The sequence below is a fragment of the Rhizobium sp. SG570 genome (genome assembly GCF_012275345.1).
In the GTDB taxonomy this organism is placed as follows: Bacteria; Pseudomonadota; Alphaproteobacteria; order Rhizobiales; family Rhizobiaceae; genus Rhizobium; species Rhizobium lusitanum.
Window position 1 is genome coordinate 232739 of record NZ_JAAZQI010000001.1, and the last position, 14697, is coordinate 247435.

At 60.8% G+C, this 14697-nt stretch carries 14 protein-coding genes; 5 read left to right on the top strand and 9 right to left on the bottom strand.

The genetic code is table 11. From position 1 onward, the window contains the following. Window positions 1–106: 106 nt before the first annotated feature. The 4 genes from FHT28_RS01070 to FHT28_RS01085 all read right to left on the bottom strand — a co-directional run bounded on the left by FHT28_RS01070 (window position 107) and on the right by FHT28_RS01085 (window position 4221). Window positions 107–391, bottom strand: coding sequence for a YciI family protein (locus tag FHT28_RS01070; protein WP_037196399.1), 285 nt, complete (start codon window positions 389–391; stop codon window positions 107–109). 3 nt (window positions 392–394) lie between these two features. Beyond that, entirely contained in the window at window positions 395–1036 is a 642-nt protein-coding gene (locus tag FHT28_RS01075) for an aminotransferase class IV family protein (protein WP_168595365.1), read from the bottom strand. Beyond that, window positions 1021–2181: an aminodeoxychorismate synthase component I gene (locus FHT28_RS01080; RefSeq protein ID WP_168595366.1), complete on the bottom strand. Its 1161-nt coding sequence runs from the start codon at window positions 2179–2181 to the stop codon at window positions 1021–1023. The genes FHT28_RS01075 and FHT28_RS01080 overlap by 16 nt, the downstream gene beginning before the upstream one ends. A 192-nt stretch (window positions 2182–2373) precedes the next feature. After that, the gene (locus FHT28_RS01085) at window positions 2374–4221 is read right to left on the bottom strand and encodes a M3 family oligoendopeptidase (protein ID WP_168595367.1); all 1848 of its coding nucleotides are present in this window, start codon (window positions 4219–4221) and stop codon (window positions 2374–2376) included. A gap of 218 nt (window positions 4222–4439) precedes the next feature. Here FHT28_RS01085 and FHT28_RS01090 point away from each other — a divergent pair, with 218 nt between their 5' ends. The 5 genes from FHT28_RS01090 (at window position 4440) to FHT28_RS01110 (ending at window position 10709) form a co-directional block, all read left to right on the top strand. Continuing rightward, window positions 4440–6008, top strand: coding sequence for a sigma-54 dependent transcriptional regulator (locus FHT28_RS01090; RefSeq protein ID WP_168595368.1), 1569 nt, complete (start codon window positions 4440–4442; stop codon window positions 6006–6008). Between the two features lie 175 nt (window positions 6009–6183). After that, window positions 6184–8127 carry a DUF882 domain-containing protein gene (locus FHT28_RS01095; RefSeq protein WP_168595369.1) on the top strand — a complete coding sequence of 648 codons (1944 nt, stop codon included), beginning with the start codon at window positions 6184–6186 and terminating at the stop codon, window positions 8125–8127. A 286-nt stretch (window positions 8128–8413) separates the two neighbouring features. After that, window positions 8414–9031, top strand: coding sequence for a hypothetical protein (locus tag FHT28_RS01100; protein WP_052211981.1), 618 nt, complete (start codon window positions 8414–8416; stop codon window positions 9029–9031). Window positions 9032–9153: 122 nt separating this feature from the next. Then, window positions 9154–9996, top strand: a complete 843-nt coding sequence (locus tag FHT28_RS01105) for a glycosyltransferase family 25 protein (RefSeq protein WP_168595370.1) — start codon at window positions 9154–9156, stop codon at window positions 9994–9996. An 11-nt stretch (window positions 9997–10007) separates the two neighbouring features. Beyond that, window positions 10008–10709 carry a polysaccharide deacetylase family protein gene (locus tag FHT28_RS01110; protein ID WP_168595371.1) on the top strand — a complete coding sequence of 234 codons (702 nt, stop codon included), beginning with the start codon at window positions 10008–10010 and terminating at the stop codon, window positions 10707–10709. A gap of 82 nt (window positions 10710–10791) precedes the next feature. Here the strand turns inward: FHT28_RS01110 and copC are convergent, their stop codons facing one another. The 5 genes from copC to FHT28_RS01135 all read right to left on the bottom strand — a co-directional run bounded on the left by copC (window position 10792) and on the right by FHT28_RS01135 (window position 14505). After that, window positions 10792–11160 carry a copper homeostasis periplasmic binding protein CopC gene (gene copC, locus FHT28_RS01115; protein ID WP_168595372.1) on the bottom strand — a complete coding sequence of 123 codons (369 nt, stop codon included), beginning with the start codon at window positions 11158–11160 and terminating at the stop codon, window positions 10792–10794. A gap of 128 nt (window positions 11161–11288) precedes the next feature. Continuing rightward, a complete protein-coding gene (locus FHT28_RS01120) occupies window positions 11289–11882 on the bottom strand; it encodes an SCO family protein (RefSeq protein WP_168595594.1) in 594 nt (197 codons plus the stop codon). Window positions 11883–11931: 49 nt separating this feature from the next. Then, the gene (locus FHT28_RS01125) at window positions 11932–12429 is read right to left on the bottom strand and encodes a copper chaperone PCu(A)C (RefSeq protein ID WP_168595373.1); all 498 of its coding nucleotides are present in this window, start codon (window positions 12427–12429) and stop codon (window positions 11932–11934) included. A gap of 59 nt (window positions 12430–12488) precedes the next feature. Continuing rightward, window positions 12489–13856, bottom strand: a complete 1368-nt coding sequence (locus FHT28_RS01130) for a PepSY domain-containing protein (protein ID WP_168595374.1) — start codon at window positions 13854–13856, stop codon at window positions 12489–12491. Window positions 13857–14088: 232 nt separating this feature from the next. Further along, window positions 14089–14505, bottom strand: coding sequence for a hypothetical protein (locus FHT28_RS01135; protein ID WP_080760478.1), 417 nt, complete (start codon window positions 14503–14505; stop codon window positions 14089–14091). Window positions 14506–14697 lie beyond the last annotated feature (192 nt).

Here is a 14697-nt window from a genome sequence, read left to right on the forward strand (position 1 = left end):
ATCATAATTTGATGTCACAATAAAGAGCTGTTCGGGGTTAGCCGGGCAAAGTCAAGATAAGGGCACCATACACGCCATATGCGACGAGTTTGTTGCCTTCGGTCGATCAGGCCTTCAGGGCCTCCAATCCGTCGACAACGGTGGTGAGGGCGATTTCCTGGACCTCGTAGGATGCTATTCCGTGGATGGTGAAAGGGTCGGCGGCCACATAGGCTTCCAGTTCGGCGCGATCGCCGCAGGCAAAAACGACGCCGCCGGTGCGCGGCACCTTGCGGCCGGACGCGAGGAACCAGCCCTTGGCATATCCCTCCTTCACCCAGGCCATGTGCGGCTCCATGTACTTGTCGGCTTCGTCGTTACCCTTGAGGTAGGTGAGCGAGAGAATGAACATGCATCAATTCCATATAAGTTGCGCGCGGATCAGGCCGCGCAGGGAGTTTCCGACATAAAGCGTGCGGTCTTGCAGGTCCTCGGGCCGGATGCGGCCGATACGGGCCTTGTGCTGGCAGATGAGCTCGGTGCGTAAGACGCCGGCAAGCAGGCCTGAGGATATAGGCGGCGTGCGCAACGCGTCCGGGCCATCCTCGAGGAAGACGGAGGTGATGGTCCCCTCGCAAACCTCGCCCTTCTCATTCAGCAGCAAGACCTCGTCGGCCTCGTCGGGCCCATATTCGGCGCGTGCGGCCTCATAGACGGAGCGGCGGGTGGTTTTGACGCGCAGCAGCTTGTCGGTGGAATCGAGCCGCGTCACGGCGATGCGGACGCGCCAGATCGTCTCGGGAGGCAACGACGCGAAGGCGGCTGTCGTTACCGCCGCCTGCCCCTCGCGATCCAGCGTCAGTCGCACCCGCAAGGGCGCGGATGCACCGGCAACGGCATCTTCGAGTTTGCTGAGTACGCTCTTGGGAGCGGAAAAGCCGAGACGGCGCGCGGAGCGTTGCAGCCGGGCGAGGTGCAGACGCAGGCGGATGAAACCGGCATCCGGTTCGTAACGCAGCGTCTCGATCAGGGAAAAGTCCTCTAGCGGTCGATCCATCGGTCCCCCACGGCGAAACGCGCCTTCAGGAGGCATTCTTCATATTCCGCTTCCGCTGTCGAATCGAAGACGATACCTCCGCCGACATTGAACACCGCCCGGCCGTCTTCGAAAAGCGTGATCGTGCGGATCGCCACCGAAAAGCGCATGGCGCCCGTCGGCGAGATCATGCCGATGGCGCCGCAATAGGCATCGCGCGGGCCGTCCTCGAGCTCGTGCAGGATTTCCATCGCCCGCATTTTCGGCGCGCCGGTGATCGAACCGCAGGGGAAGAGTGCGGTCAGAATGTCGCGGATTGACATGCCGGGGAGCAGCTTGGCCTGCACATGGCTGACCATCTGGTGCACGGTCGGATAGGTCTCGATTTCGAAGAGCCTGGGCACATCGAGCGTGCCGACTTCGGTGATGCGAGAGATATCGTTGCGCAGCAGATCGACGATCATGCGGTTTTCGGCCTGCGTCTTCTCGTCGGCAAGCATGGCGCTGATGATCTCGGCATCTTCTGCCGCGTTGGCGCCGCGTTTCGCGGTGCCCTTCATCGGATGCGTCTCGATCCAGCCCTCTTCGTCGGTCCGGAAGAAAAGCTCCGGGGAGCGCGACAGGATGATCGGTCCGCCGAGATCGACGAGCGCGCCATATTTCACCGGCTGTCGTTCGATCAGCGACCAGAAGGCGGCCCTGGCGTCGCCGTTCCAGCGGGCATGGATCGGCATGGTCAGGTTCGCCTGATAGCAGTCGCCCAGGCGGATATGCCGGTGCAGCCTGTCGAATCTCTCTTTATATATAGGGAAATCCCAGGCGGCCTTCGGATCGGTCAAAAACTCCTGGTTTTCCAGGCGCTGCGTCGGCTGGCCTAGAGGATGGTCGCCGGCTGCGGGAGCCTCGAAGACGCCGAAGCAGAGCAGCGGCGTCTCGCGGTTTTCTTCGGCAAAAGGTGCCAGCTTTTCCTCGAAGAGATGGCCGGCTTCATAGGCGATATATCCCGCCAGCCATTTTCCCTGTTGCCTGACCCTTTCCATCCGATCGAGCGCGCGGAAGAATTCCGCGCGCGTCCGGGCCGTGATGATCTCGGCCGGTTCGGCAAAGACCATCACCTGTCCTGTGCTGTCGTCCCTGAAGAGGACGTAGGGTCGGGCATCGGCCATTGGGCGGGTTTCTATCGGGCTCTCGTTATGTCGATTGTCAGGCTGGGTTGTGCGTGCCGCACCAGACGCCCGGCTCCTTACCCTAGCCCTCTCCCCGCATCGGCGGGGAGAGGGTCGGGGTGAGGGGCCATGCGCGAGGATACGGCGATGGCAGACCTGCCTGGCCTGCTGCTCCTGCGAGCAGGCGGAGTTTCAGTTCTTATCTAGCGCTTCCAGCTCGTCGATCAGCCCTTCGATCATCGACAGTCCCTTGCTCCAGAACGACGGATCGGTGGCGTCGAGGCCGAAAGGCTTCAAGAGTTCGGAATGATGCTTGGTGCCGCCGGCCTTCAGCAGCTCGAAATACTTCTCCTGGAAGCCCTTTTCGGCATTGCTATAGACGGCATAGAGCGAATTCACCAGGCAATCGCCGAAGGCATAGGCATAGACATAGAAGGGCGAATGAATGAAGTGAGGGATATAGGCCCAGTAAGTCTCGTAGCCCTCGGATATCCTGATCGCCGGCCCTAAGCTTTCCGACTGGATGGAGAGCCACAGCTCGCCGATGTCCTCGGCGGTCAGCTCGCCATTCTTGCGGGCGGTATGCACCTTGCGCTCGAATTCGTAGAAGGCGATCTGGCGCACGACCGTGTTGATCATATCCTCGACCTTCTGGGCGAGCATCGCCTTGCGCTCGCGCTTGTCTGTGGTCTTGTCGAGCAGGGCGCGGAAGGTCAGCATCTCGCCGAAGACGGAGGCGGTTTCCGCCAGCGTCAGCGGCGTCTGGCACATCAACGCGCCCTGGCCGCCCGCCAGCACCTGATGCACGCCGTGGCCGAGCTCATGCGCCAGCGTCATGACATCGCGCGGCTTGCCCATATAGTTGACGAGCACGTAGGGGTGCGCCGACGGCACGGTTGGATGGGCGAAGGCGCCGGGCGCCTTGCCTGGGCGTACCGGCGCGTCGATCCATTCCTCATCGAAGAAGCGCTTGGCGATAGCGGCCATTTCGGGGGCGAATTTGCCGTAGGCGGAAAGAACGGTCTCCTTCGCCTCACTCCAGGGGATCAGAGCGTTGGGCGTTTCCGGCAGCGGTGCGTTGCGGTCCCAGAAATTCATCTGCTCCATGCCGAGCCACTTGGCCTTCATCTTGTAATAGCGATGCGAAAGGCGCGGATAGGCCTCATGCACGGCCGCCGCCAGCGCATCCACCACTTCGCGTTCGACGCGGTTGGCCAGATGCCTGCTGTCGGCGATATCCTCGAATCCCCGCCAGCGGTCGGAAATTTCCTTGTCCTTGGCGAGCGTGTTGGTGATCAGCGTGAAGGTGCGCAGGTTGGCCTTGAAGGTCTCGGCAAGCGCCATGGCCGCCTTGCGGCGCGCTTCCGGATCCTGCTCCTGCAGCATGTTCAGCGCGACTTCGAGCGGCTGCTTCTCGCCGTCGATCTCGAAGCGCAGCTCCGCCATCGTCTCGTCGAACAGCCGGTTGAAGGCAGCGGCGCTGGTCATGGACTTCTCCAGGAACAGCTGCTCCAGCCTGTCTTCGAGCTGATGAGGCTTGTCCTTGCGCAGGTCGACGATCCAGGGGCGATAGTGGCCGGCGGTCGGGTCGTTCGCCATGCAGGCGTCCATCGCCGCGTCATCGATGCGGTTCAGTTCCAGCGGGAAGAACAGGAGATGGGCGGCGTAGTCCGTCAGCCGCGTCTGCACATCGCCATAGAGCTTGCCGTTGGCGGGATCGCTGGTGTTGGAGAAATAGGTAAGGCCGGCAAATGAGCCGAGCCGGCCCATGATATCATCAAGCGCCTCATACTCCTTCAGAGCAGCTCCGATGCCGGCATCGCCGGTCTTGCTGGCGGCATCCGTAAGCTTGCCCTTCCATTTCTCTTCGAAGGCGACCGCCATCTTGCCGGCCTTTTCCATGTCGCCGGTGAAGGCGGTCGACGTGGCGGAAGGGTAGAGATCGCTGAGCTTCCAGGCGGGCAGGTCTCCGAGCGCGCTGCCGGCGGCGGCCTGGCTCGCCGAAAAATTAAGGGATTGATGGAGCGCGGTCGGGCTCATGGGCGATATTTCCTCTGCATTTTATTGCGGAACATCCGGTTCGTTCGTGTCTATTCGGCTGGAAAGCACGCTGCAAGCCTGATTTCCCCGCACTGACGGTTGAACCATAGGCGATAGTACATTCGTCATAATGATTAAAATGCGATGGTTTGGCAAAACTTCATGTTCAAGCCTTTCTGCGAATGTTCGCGTCAGGTTTCGCATGAAGTGAGGCACCAATGACCGTTTATAATAGCGCCAAGGGGGGCGCGCAGGTTCTCGTTGTTGAGGATGATCCGATTCAACGTCGTCTGCTGAAGAATGCCATCGAGCGACACGGACACGTTGCTCATCTGGCTGAGAATGGCCGCCTTGGCCTCGAGGTTCTGAAGCGCAATAGCGATCAGATCAATGTGATCGTGCTCGATCTCATGATGCCCGAAATGAACGGCATCGAGTTTCTGGGCGCGCTGAACGACATGGGTATCGACCTGCCCGTCATCGTGCAGACGGGACAGGGCGGTATCGACACCGTGGTGCAGGCCATGCGGGCCGGCGCTTTCGATTTCGTCGTAAAGCCCGTGTCTCCCGAGCGCATCTCGGCTTCGATCGTCAATGCCCTGAAGCTCGATCAGCGCGAGGCGAAGGCCCGCGCCGGGCGCAGGTCCCGCTCGAGCGCGATCACGTTCGACGACATCGTCTCGGCAAGTCCTGCGATGATGCGGGTGATCGATCTTGCGCATCGTGCATCGCAATCGAACATTCCAGTCGTGCTGGAAGGCGAGTCCGGGGTTGGCAAGGAGCTCGTGGCGCGTGCCATCCAGGCCGCCAGCGATCGTGCCGGCAAGCCGTTCATAACGGTCAATTGCGGCGCCATCCCGCACAATCTGGTCGAGAGCATCCTTTTCGGGCATGAAAAGGGCGCGTTCACGGGCGCGGCCGAGCGCCATGTCGGCAAGTTCATGGAAGCGGACGGCGGCACGCTGTTCCTCGACGAGATCGGCGACCTGCCGCTGGAAGTCCAGGTCAAGCTGCTGCGCGCCGTGCAGCAGGGGGAAATCGAGACGGTCGGCGCGCGCGTCGCGCAGAAAGTCAATGTCCGGTTGATCTCCGCCACCAACAAGGATCTGATCGAAGAGGTCAAGGCCGGGCGCTTCCGCGAGGATCTCTATTATCGCCTCAACGTCTTCCCGATCACCATGCCGGCCCTGCGTCGTCGCAAGGAGGATATTCCGCATCTCGCGCGCGCATTCGCCGATCGCTTTGCGCTCGAACAGAAGCTCGACTATCCGCTTTCGATCAGCAACAGCGCGCTCGCTCTGCTGACGGCCTATGACTGGCCGGGCAACATCCGCCAGCTCGAAAACGCCGTCTTCCGCGCCGTCGTCCTAGCCGAAGGATCGGAGCTGCAGGATACGGACTTCCCGCAGATCGCCGCTCAACTGCCCGGTTATTTTGCCGCCGAGCATCCAACCTTAGTTGTGGATAATTCGCAGATGGAGGCCGTTGGCGAGAGAGGCGAGCGCGGCGTGCGCCCCTTTTCACCGGATACAACTGCAACCTTACCGCTTCCTGCGGTGGATGAGTCCGCCACTGCTTCAGACAACGTCATCGTCAGTACCAACATATCCGGAGACGTCAGAAAACTGGCGGATGTCGAAGAGGAGCTGATCCGATTTGCCCTCAAATTCTATCGGGGCCAGATGAGTCAGGTAGCAAGAAAACTCGGAATCGGGCGCTCAACTCTCTACCGGAAGTTGAAGGATTACGGGATCGATCCGGATGATCCGCAAAAAAACGCTGCATGAGCACTGACTTAACATTTAGGCAAGCATATTTTGTTACCCGTCGTAAAGCACTTGTTAGTGCATCGTTCACCATGTATGAAGAGGGCGACCATGTGTGGCATTTTTGCCATCGTGTCACCGCAATTGACAGCCATTTGGAACACGATGCGACATTGTCTGTCGGACGGGGATCGAATTGCCGAATCTGAGTGGAAATACCAAGCGCAATAGCTTGAGCTGGCATTCTGCGTGCTCTGATCTATTTAGCAAGGTGGCCAAGGTAGTAGCCGTTGGCCTCCTTGCTTTGGCTGTTTCCACGCCTGTTTTCGTCGGGACTCCTTCCCAGGCAGGGGGCGAAACCCGCAGCCTGAAGATCTATTACGTCCATACCGGCGAAAAGGCCGTCATCACCTACAAGCGCAACGGCAAGTTCGATCCGGACGGTCTGGAAAAGCTGAACCGTATCCTGCGCGACTGGCGTAAGAACCAGCCGACCAAGATGAATCCGCGCCTGTTCGACCTGATCTGGGAAGTCTACCGCGAAAGCGGTTCGCACGAATTCATCTACGTCGTCTGCGGATTCCGTTCGCCGGGCACCAACGAGATGCTGCGCACGCGATCGGCCCATACGGGCGTTGCCAAGAAGAGCCAGCATATGCTCGGCAACGCGATGGATTTCTATATTCCGGACGTCAAGCTCACCAAGCTGCGCGAGCTCGGCATGAAGCTCCAGGAGGGCGGCGTCGGTTACTATCCGACCTCGGGTTCGCCCTTCGTGCACATGGACGTCGGCGGCGTGCGCGCATGGCCGCGCATGGATCGCCAGGATCTCGTTCGCCTGTTCCCGGATGGCAAGACCATGCATATCCCTGCTGATGGTCGGCCGTTGCCGGGCTATCAGGAGGCCGTTGCCGATTATAAGCGCCGCATGTCGTCCGATATCCAGATCGCCAGTTCCTCGTCGTCTCGCCGTGGTTTCTTCGCCCGTCTCTTTGGCGGCGGCGGTGCGGATGAGGCGGAGGACAATGCAGATGAGGGCGCGGCGCCGGTGGCTGTTGCTTCGGTTTCCGGAAAGAGCCAGCCGGCTCCGGCCGCGGCCGACGAGGGTGACGATAGCGCGGCCCCTGCGCCCGCCCAGGTTCAGGTTGCCAGCATAAACGCACCGGTTCCGCAGGTTCGCCCGGCCTTCGGCAATCAGCCTGCTGGCAGCGACGTTGCTTCCGCTCTCGTATCGTCGTCGTCGCATAACGCCGCTCAGGATGCGCTTGCGGCGGCCATGCCGACTGCGGACGATCAGTCGCAGCAATATGCCGATCTTCGTTCCTATCGCGTGCCCGTGCCGTCCTTGCTTGACCGCCGCGTCCCTGGCGATGCCGAGGCGGCCTCCGTCGACGCCGGTATGAGCGGCCAGGTCGCCGCCGTCCCTGTCCCGGCAGAGCGCCCCGAAGTTGCCGAAAGCCTGTTGGCCTCTGCGGATGCCGATCAGGAAGCGATTGACGATCAGGCAGATGCGGGTACGCTCTCTCCGTCCGTCATCGCAGCTCTTGAGCAGAGCCGCCCCGATCGGCCGGATCCGAGTGCTGCGGTCCCGGTGAGTGCACCGCTTAACAATGTTGCATCCAAGGATCAGGTTGCCCCTGCGAATGGTATGGCTGCCGGCAATGATGCCATGCAGGCGATCGCGGCGGTTCTGCCGCAGCAGCGGCCGGCGCAACGTATGCCGATGCAGGTGGCCGCGCTGGCGCCGATCCAGAATGAGGTCAAGGCCAGCAGCCGTCGCTTCAATGACAGCTTCGAACCGGTGCCGCAGGAGCGCGCGATTGCCGTCGGTATCGCGGCCAAGGGAGGCCGTCCGAACAAGCAGGACGCAGCCGAAGCTGATGCCGGCCGGGCCACGGTGACGACTGAACCGAAGCTGACCGAGAAGATGATTTCCCAGTGGGCGATTGCCAAGGCCCGCGTCGAAATCATCAACCGCCCGGTCAAGGCGCCGCGTTTCGTGAGCCCGACCCTTCGCGCCCAGCCGACGGCTGTCTATACCGATGGCTTCAAGGTGCAGACGGCTTCCATCGATCCGGAACGCTTCAGCGGTTCGGCTGTGAACTTCCTTCAGGTGAAGAAGTTCAACTCGGTCGAGTAGGCGAAGGTCTCTCCGCTCAGCGATCTTGGAAGCCTGTTCGGCTTCCATTCCATCTCAAGCATGACATCAGATCGAGGACCGTCGATACGCAAGGCATCGGCTGGGCAATCCCGCGCCGACCTATCGATGAGATAGCTGCAGTCAACGCCGCTGTTGCCCGCGGGTGACAGTACGTCGATTTTCAGGTTCGTGTCAGAGTTTATTCATTCCCGCGTCATCCACTGCTCAGTTTCGCGTCATTCGGCGAGGTTAGGCCGACAGGCTGAAAAGGGCTGGATATTCACAATTGAACCGAAAGACGGCAATCATCGTCGGCAATGGCGAGCTTACTCGCGACCTGTCTGAGATTGTGGACAGTGCGCAATTTGCAATGCGCTTCAACGAGCCCAAGGCGTCTATCGGCATGAGCGGCTCGCGCACGGATATTCTCATGCTTGCGGCCTCGAGCAAGCCGATGCAGCGTCGACTGACCGATCCGAATTTTCTGGCAAGCGCCACATTCAAGGCCGCGAAAGAGGTCGTGCTTGCCTATCATCCCGAGATCATCCGCAAATATCACCCAAAGCCTAATTTCCTCTCGCGCCTGAAGGGCAGGCGCAGCGACTGGACGATGCGAACGATCGAATTGGTCGGCGCCGCCGGCAAGGAGATTCGGGTAATGCCACCCCAGTTCTACATCGACGGCTGCTCGGAGCTCGGCGTGCCGGAACGCAGGATGTGCGAGGTTTTCCCCAGCACCGGCTTCTTTGGCATCCGATATGTTCTTTCGCTGTTGCCCGCCCGCGAATGGGACGTGAAACTGTGCGGATTCAGCTGGGAGGGATGGAAACGCCATGCCTGGCTCAACGAACGCAGCTGGGTCGAAGACAGGATCGCAAGCGGCCGTGTGAGCCTGCTCGTCTAGCGGCGCCTTCACCATGCAAATGATTGAAAATAATAGTTTTCAGTTTGGCCTCAGGTTTGCCTAAGCCCGCGCTCATTCACGATTGCTACAGCCTCGTGACAGACGACACCGAGGTATCTCTTATGCAAACTCACGAATTCAGCCCGTCTTCGGCGATGCCGCTCGAAAGATCTCATGCGGGATTCGACTTCGATCACGTTTCCAATCCGGTTGGCGCCATCCTGGACGAGTCGAACCAACCGGTCATCCGCGGCTTCATCATCCATCTTGATCGCGCTCGCGACCGCATGCCACAGGTCGAAAGGCTCGCGGCGAAGCTTCCGGTTCCGAGCGAAATCATAGAGGCGGTCGACGGTAGCGCCTTGACCGACGCCGAGATAGAGCGGGTATATCGTCGGCGACTGCACAAGCCGTATTATCCCTTTGCCCTGAGCATCGGCGAGATCGCATGCTTCCTGTCGCATCGGAAGGCATGGACTGCCATTGTCGAGCAGGGCATCGATGCCGGCCTGATCTTCGAAGACGATGTGGACATCGATGACTCCTTTCATGCCGCCTTTGCAGCCGCCAAGGCCTGTCTCAAGCCGCGTGCGTTCGTCCGCTTCCCTTTCCGGATGGGCAAGGAACATGGCAAGTGCATTCTGAGCCAGGGCCAGACCAGCGTCATCCAGCCCGATCGTATCGGTCTGGGCATGGTGGCGCAGCTTGTGAGCCGTGATGCGGCTATTCGTCTGCTCAGCGCTACCACCCATTTCGACCGGCCGGTCGATACGACCGTGCAGATGAGCTGGTTCACGCAGATATCGCCGCTTGCGGTTTTGCCTGGTGGTGTGCATGAGATATCCTCGCAGCTTGGCGGAAGCACCATCAAGAGCCGCAAGACGTTGATGGAGAGGCTTTCCAGGGAGGTGCTGCGGCCGCTATATCGTGCAAGAATTGCGCTGCGTTCGCGCCGCTCCATCTGAGAAGATCAAACTTGGCCGTTCCAATCCTCGCTTATCATCAGATTGCGGTGCCGCCTTCGCGCAAGGCGCCGTTCAGAAGCATGGTCGTCCATCCGGAAGCTTTCCATCGCCAGATGGAATGGCTGAAAAGGCTTGGAATTCAGGGATTGTCGCTGCGTGAGGCGCTGCCTTACATCACGGGAGCGAAGGCCGGCAAGGTTGCCGCAATCACCTTCGATGACAGCTACCTGAACGTCTATGAGAATGCCCTGCCGGTGCTGCAGGAGTTCGGCTTCACTGCCACGAATTTCGTGGTCGTGAACCAGATCGGCGGCGGTAATACCTGGGACGCGCCGCTTGGCGTGGCGCCCGCCCCTTGCATGTCGGTTGAGCAACTGCGCCGGTGGAGCAGTCTCGGGCACGAAGTAGGCTCGCACACGCTTGACCACGTCCATCTCCCGCAATTGCCGATGGAGGAGGCGCGTCGCCAGATTTCGCATTCGCGCGGTTTGCTTGAGGATCTGCTTGACGAGGGCGTCTCGTCCTTCTGCTTTCCCTATGGCGATGAGACGCCGCTTGATCGGGTGCTGACCTATGAGGCGGGCTATAATGCGGCGACCACGACGCGGCGCGCCAGGGCGCGTCCGAGCGACGATCCGTTCGGCCTGCCGCGGGTGACCGTTCGGCGTAACGACAGCTGGCTGCATTTCGTCAGGAAATGCGTGTTCGGATAGTTGGCAACGTCTATCATGTCCATTTGCCGTGTCTGGCTTTCGTCCCCGGAGCGAGCTGTCAAATCGCTCCGGAGACAATGGATCACGGCGTTATGGTGAAGCTGTAGCTGCCGTTGGTCTTGTGACCATCCGTCGACAGCGCGTGCCATTGCACGGTGTATTTGCCGGAGGAAAGCTTGTCGCTCACCGGCACCATCAGCGTCGCGTCGCCATCCATCAGCGTGGCAGCGCCGGTCTTGACGGCCGTCTTGTCCGGGCCGGTCACGGTCACGCCGCTGAACTTCAGGTTCAAGCCTTCGCTGAAGGTGAGGTCGAGTTCCGAAGGTGCCTGCTTGACGGAGCTGTCAGCGGCGGGAACGGAGGACTTGAGATGGGCGTGCGCGAAGGCCTGGCCTGCGAGAGCGATGCTGGTCGTGGCCGCAATGAGGAGAAGCTTCTTCATCCGGTGCATGTCGGTCTTCCTTTTGCGTTGAGGCGCCGCAGAGGGACCGCGGCAGGTTTTGGCGGCGGCTGATGTCGCCTGGGAATATCCCGTTCGGATTGCGGCCTAGGGGAATGTGCGGAGCGGCTTGCGGCCGTTCATTTCAGAAGGTTGCGGATCTTTTGCAGAGCGACGTCCTTGTCCTCTCCGTAGGCAATCAGGCTGCGCAGACTGCCGTCGGCATCGACGAGGAGGACCGAGGCAGTGTGATCCATCGTGTAGTCGCCATCGGGCGAAGGCACCTTCTTGGCATAGATGCGCCAGTCCTTGATGGCTTTCTGCATTTCCGTCGGGTTGCCGGTGACGCCGATGATGCGATCGGTGAAATTGCCGGTGTATTTGTGCATGACCTCCGGCGTGTCGCGCTCAGGATCCACGGAGAAGAAATAGGCTTTCAGCTTGTCGGCTTCCGGGCCGAGCGTCTTCAGCCAGCCGGCCATCTCGAACAGGGTGGTCGGGCAGACGTCCGGGCAATGGGTGTAGCCGAAGTAGATGAGCGATGGATGGCCCTTGAGCGCCTGTGCGGTAACGGGCTGGCTCCGGTCGTCGATGAGGTTGAAGGAGGCGCCGATATGGTCCTCAGCCGCCTTTGCCGGTGGCATCAGGCTCCACGTGAAGTAGGCGATCAAGCCGCAGACGCTCAGCAGGAAGACCGTCAGGATCGCGGGGACCGACCATTCCTTCGTGAACATCGCCTTTTCCTCTTTGGCGCGAAGAGAGGCGCGGCTGCCGCCACGCCGTTCATTCAGCTGCGTTGGCATGCTCGCCTCCGTTGTCCGCCTTGCTGGCGACCGCCGAACCCACAGGGAAATCGACATCGATGGAGCCGGCTTTTTCGAAGGTCAATCTCGCTCTGATCGTCTCGCCCTGTTTGAACGGATCGATGACATCCATGAACATGAGGTGATAGCTGCCGGGCTTCAGGTCGACGGTCTTGCCGGCGGGCAGCGGCAGACCGCCGGCAAGCTGGCGCATGACCATGACGTCTTTGTCCATCTTCATCTCATGGACCTCGATTTTGACAGCTCTCGACGAGCTGGCTGCGATCAGCCGGTCGTCGGTTCTGCCGGAATTGGTGATGCTCACGTAGCCGCCGCCGACCTCGGCGCCCGGCACCATGGCTCGCACATAGGCAGCGGCGATCTTGAGATTTCCAAGCGTTACCTCCGAGGCGAAAGCCAATCCGGGAGCGGCAAGGCAGAGGCTGGCGGCGACGAAATGGCTGGTAAATCGAGTCATGATCGGTTTCCTCCCGGGATTTGAATGCTGTCACGCGGCAGGCCCTGCCGCGCAGCCTTTCATGAGAAAAAGCGTTTCAGCGGCGGCACAAAGCGGATGACGGTCTGATCGGCCAGCAGCATGGCGACGACGGCGAGACCCGTCAGCGGAAAGGCGGCGCCGAAGGCGATCGCGATCAGCCACAGTCCGATGTAGACGGACCTCTGGGGCGGCATGGGCGGTACGCCGAGACGACCGGCGGGCCGGCGTTTCCACCACATCACGACTGCGGTCACACAGCTGAGAACAATGGCAATGCAGGTCGCCAGCATGAGCAGCTGGTTGAAGAGGCCCCATTCCTGTCCCTGATGGACGTTGATGCCCCATTCGATTGCCTTGCCGAGCGCCGGATATTGATCGAAGGAAAGATCGACCAGCGGCTTGCCGGAATATTGGTCGATATGAACGGTACGTTCCTTCGAAAGATCTTTGGGGAAGATCGAGGCGGTGAAGACGCCGGTTTCGTCGGAGGGCAAGGCCATGCTGAAGCCAGGAGCTATGCCCAGTCCCCGGGCGATCTCCACAGCCTTGTCCAGCCCGATGGACTTTGACGCCGCTGCCACGCCGGAGAGCGGCACGGGGGCATTCTCGACAATCCAGCCGGGGCGGTTGACCACATCCTGCGTAACCTTCGTCGATTTTGGCACGTCGTCCCAGAGGGACGCGGGATAGCCGAGATCGTTAGACGTCAGCCACGCATTGACATTGGCACCCCAGTAGCCCGACCAGGGCATGCCGCTGAAGGCGAGGAAGAAGATGACGATGCCGGCGATCGCGCCGGTGACGGCATGGAGATCGCGCCAGAAGACGCGGCGGGACGGCGTGCCGCGAACCGTGAGGACGCCGCCTGTCTGGCGACGCGGCCACCAGAGATAGATGCCCGTCACGACGAGGATCAGCGCGAAGCCACCGACGATTTCGATGATGCGGTTGGTCCATGTCCCGAAATATTCGAGGCTATGGATGCGTTTGACGACCCAGCTGAATTCCTCTTTCGAGCCGACCGAGCCGAGCACGCCGCCGTTGTGCGGATTGACGTAGACGAGCGTCGATTGACCGCCTTTCGATACAGTCACCAAGGCGGAGCGATCTCCCGCCGCAGCTTCGCGATAGGATGTCGCCGTGGCGCCCGGCATTGCGGCCAGCGCCGCATCGACGATCTTTTGCGGCGGCAGCATCGGGCCTGTATCGGCAACGATGTTGCGATGGGCATAGAAGGTGTCGGCGATCTGATCCTTGAAGAGATAGATGGACCCGGTGATCGCCAGGTTGAGCAGGAAGGGAACGACGAGCAGACCGGCGAAGAAATGCCAGCGCCAGATCGCTCGATAGAGCGAGATATGGTCCGATGTGGTTGCGGCGGGCTCGGCCGCGGTGAAGGCAGACATGAGGAACTCTCCGAAGATCCGGCGGCACGGAATGATCCCTTTCGAGAAGGATGCCTGTCTGCGGGAGCGGTGGCCTGCGCCGATGTCGCTTGCGGAGCGGACAATGAAGAGATCCGTCGTGTTTCGGGACATCTGCAAGGGGACATCTCACCCGCAGCCGGCACGAGCAGCTCTCGTGCGTGGTTCGGCCGCCGTTGACGACAAGCGTTACAGCATTGGCCGCAACGCAGGCTCAGGCAAGGGCTTGGAGAGCAGGGGGAGCGCGTGGGCCGCTATTCGGCGGATAGAGTTGCCGGCGGAACGCCTCGTTTCTGGGGACAACGACATCTTCTCTGACGAAGGCGAGATGTTCGCAGATATCGGTCGGCGGCGTGGGAAGCAGGGCGGCGGCGGAAATGCGGCATGCCTCGCATCCCGGCATATAGGCCTTGCTATGCTCCTTGCCGTCAGGCGTCTTTTCGGTGACGCAGAGGACGGGCAGGGTACCATCAGGCAGGCGGTATTGGGCAAGCTCGACGGGGCTCGGTTCCGCGGTGCTGGAAGCAGCCGGACGATGGGCGAAGCCGACGGACAGCAATGCGACGGCGCAAAGAATGCGCACCAGCCATTGCGTTGTCCCAAAGCTTCGCTTCCGCACGGTTCTCCCCATCATTTTCCAAAGCACCTACGACATTCGCCGCCGCAGCTCAATGCGGCAATTTGGTATGGCTGCTGCAGTGCCCGTTTACATGCCGCGCGAAGGTCAGCTACAGATTGGTTGGAAAGTCTGAGCCGACTAACGGGCGGGGCTCTGCGTCGTGCATCGTTCTGCAGCCGGTTCGCCTTCTGGTGATTGTGCGAA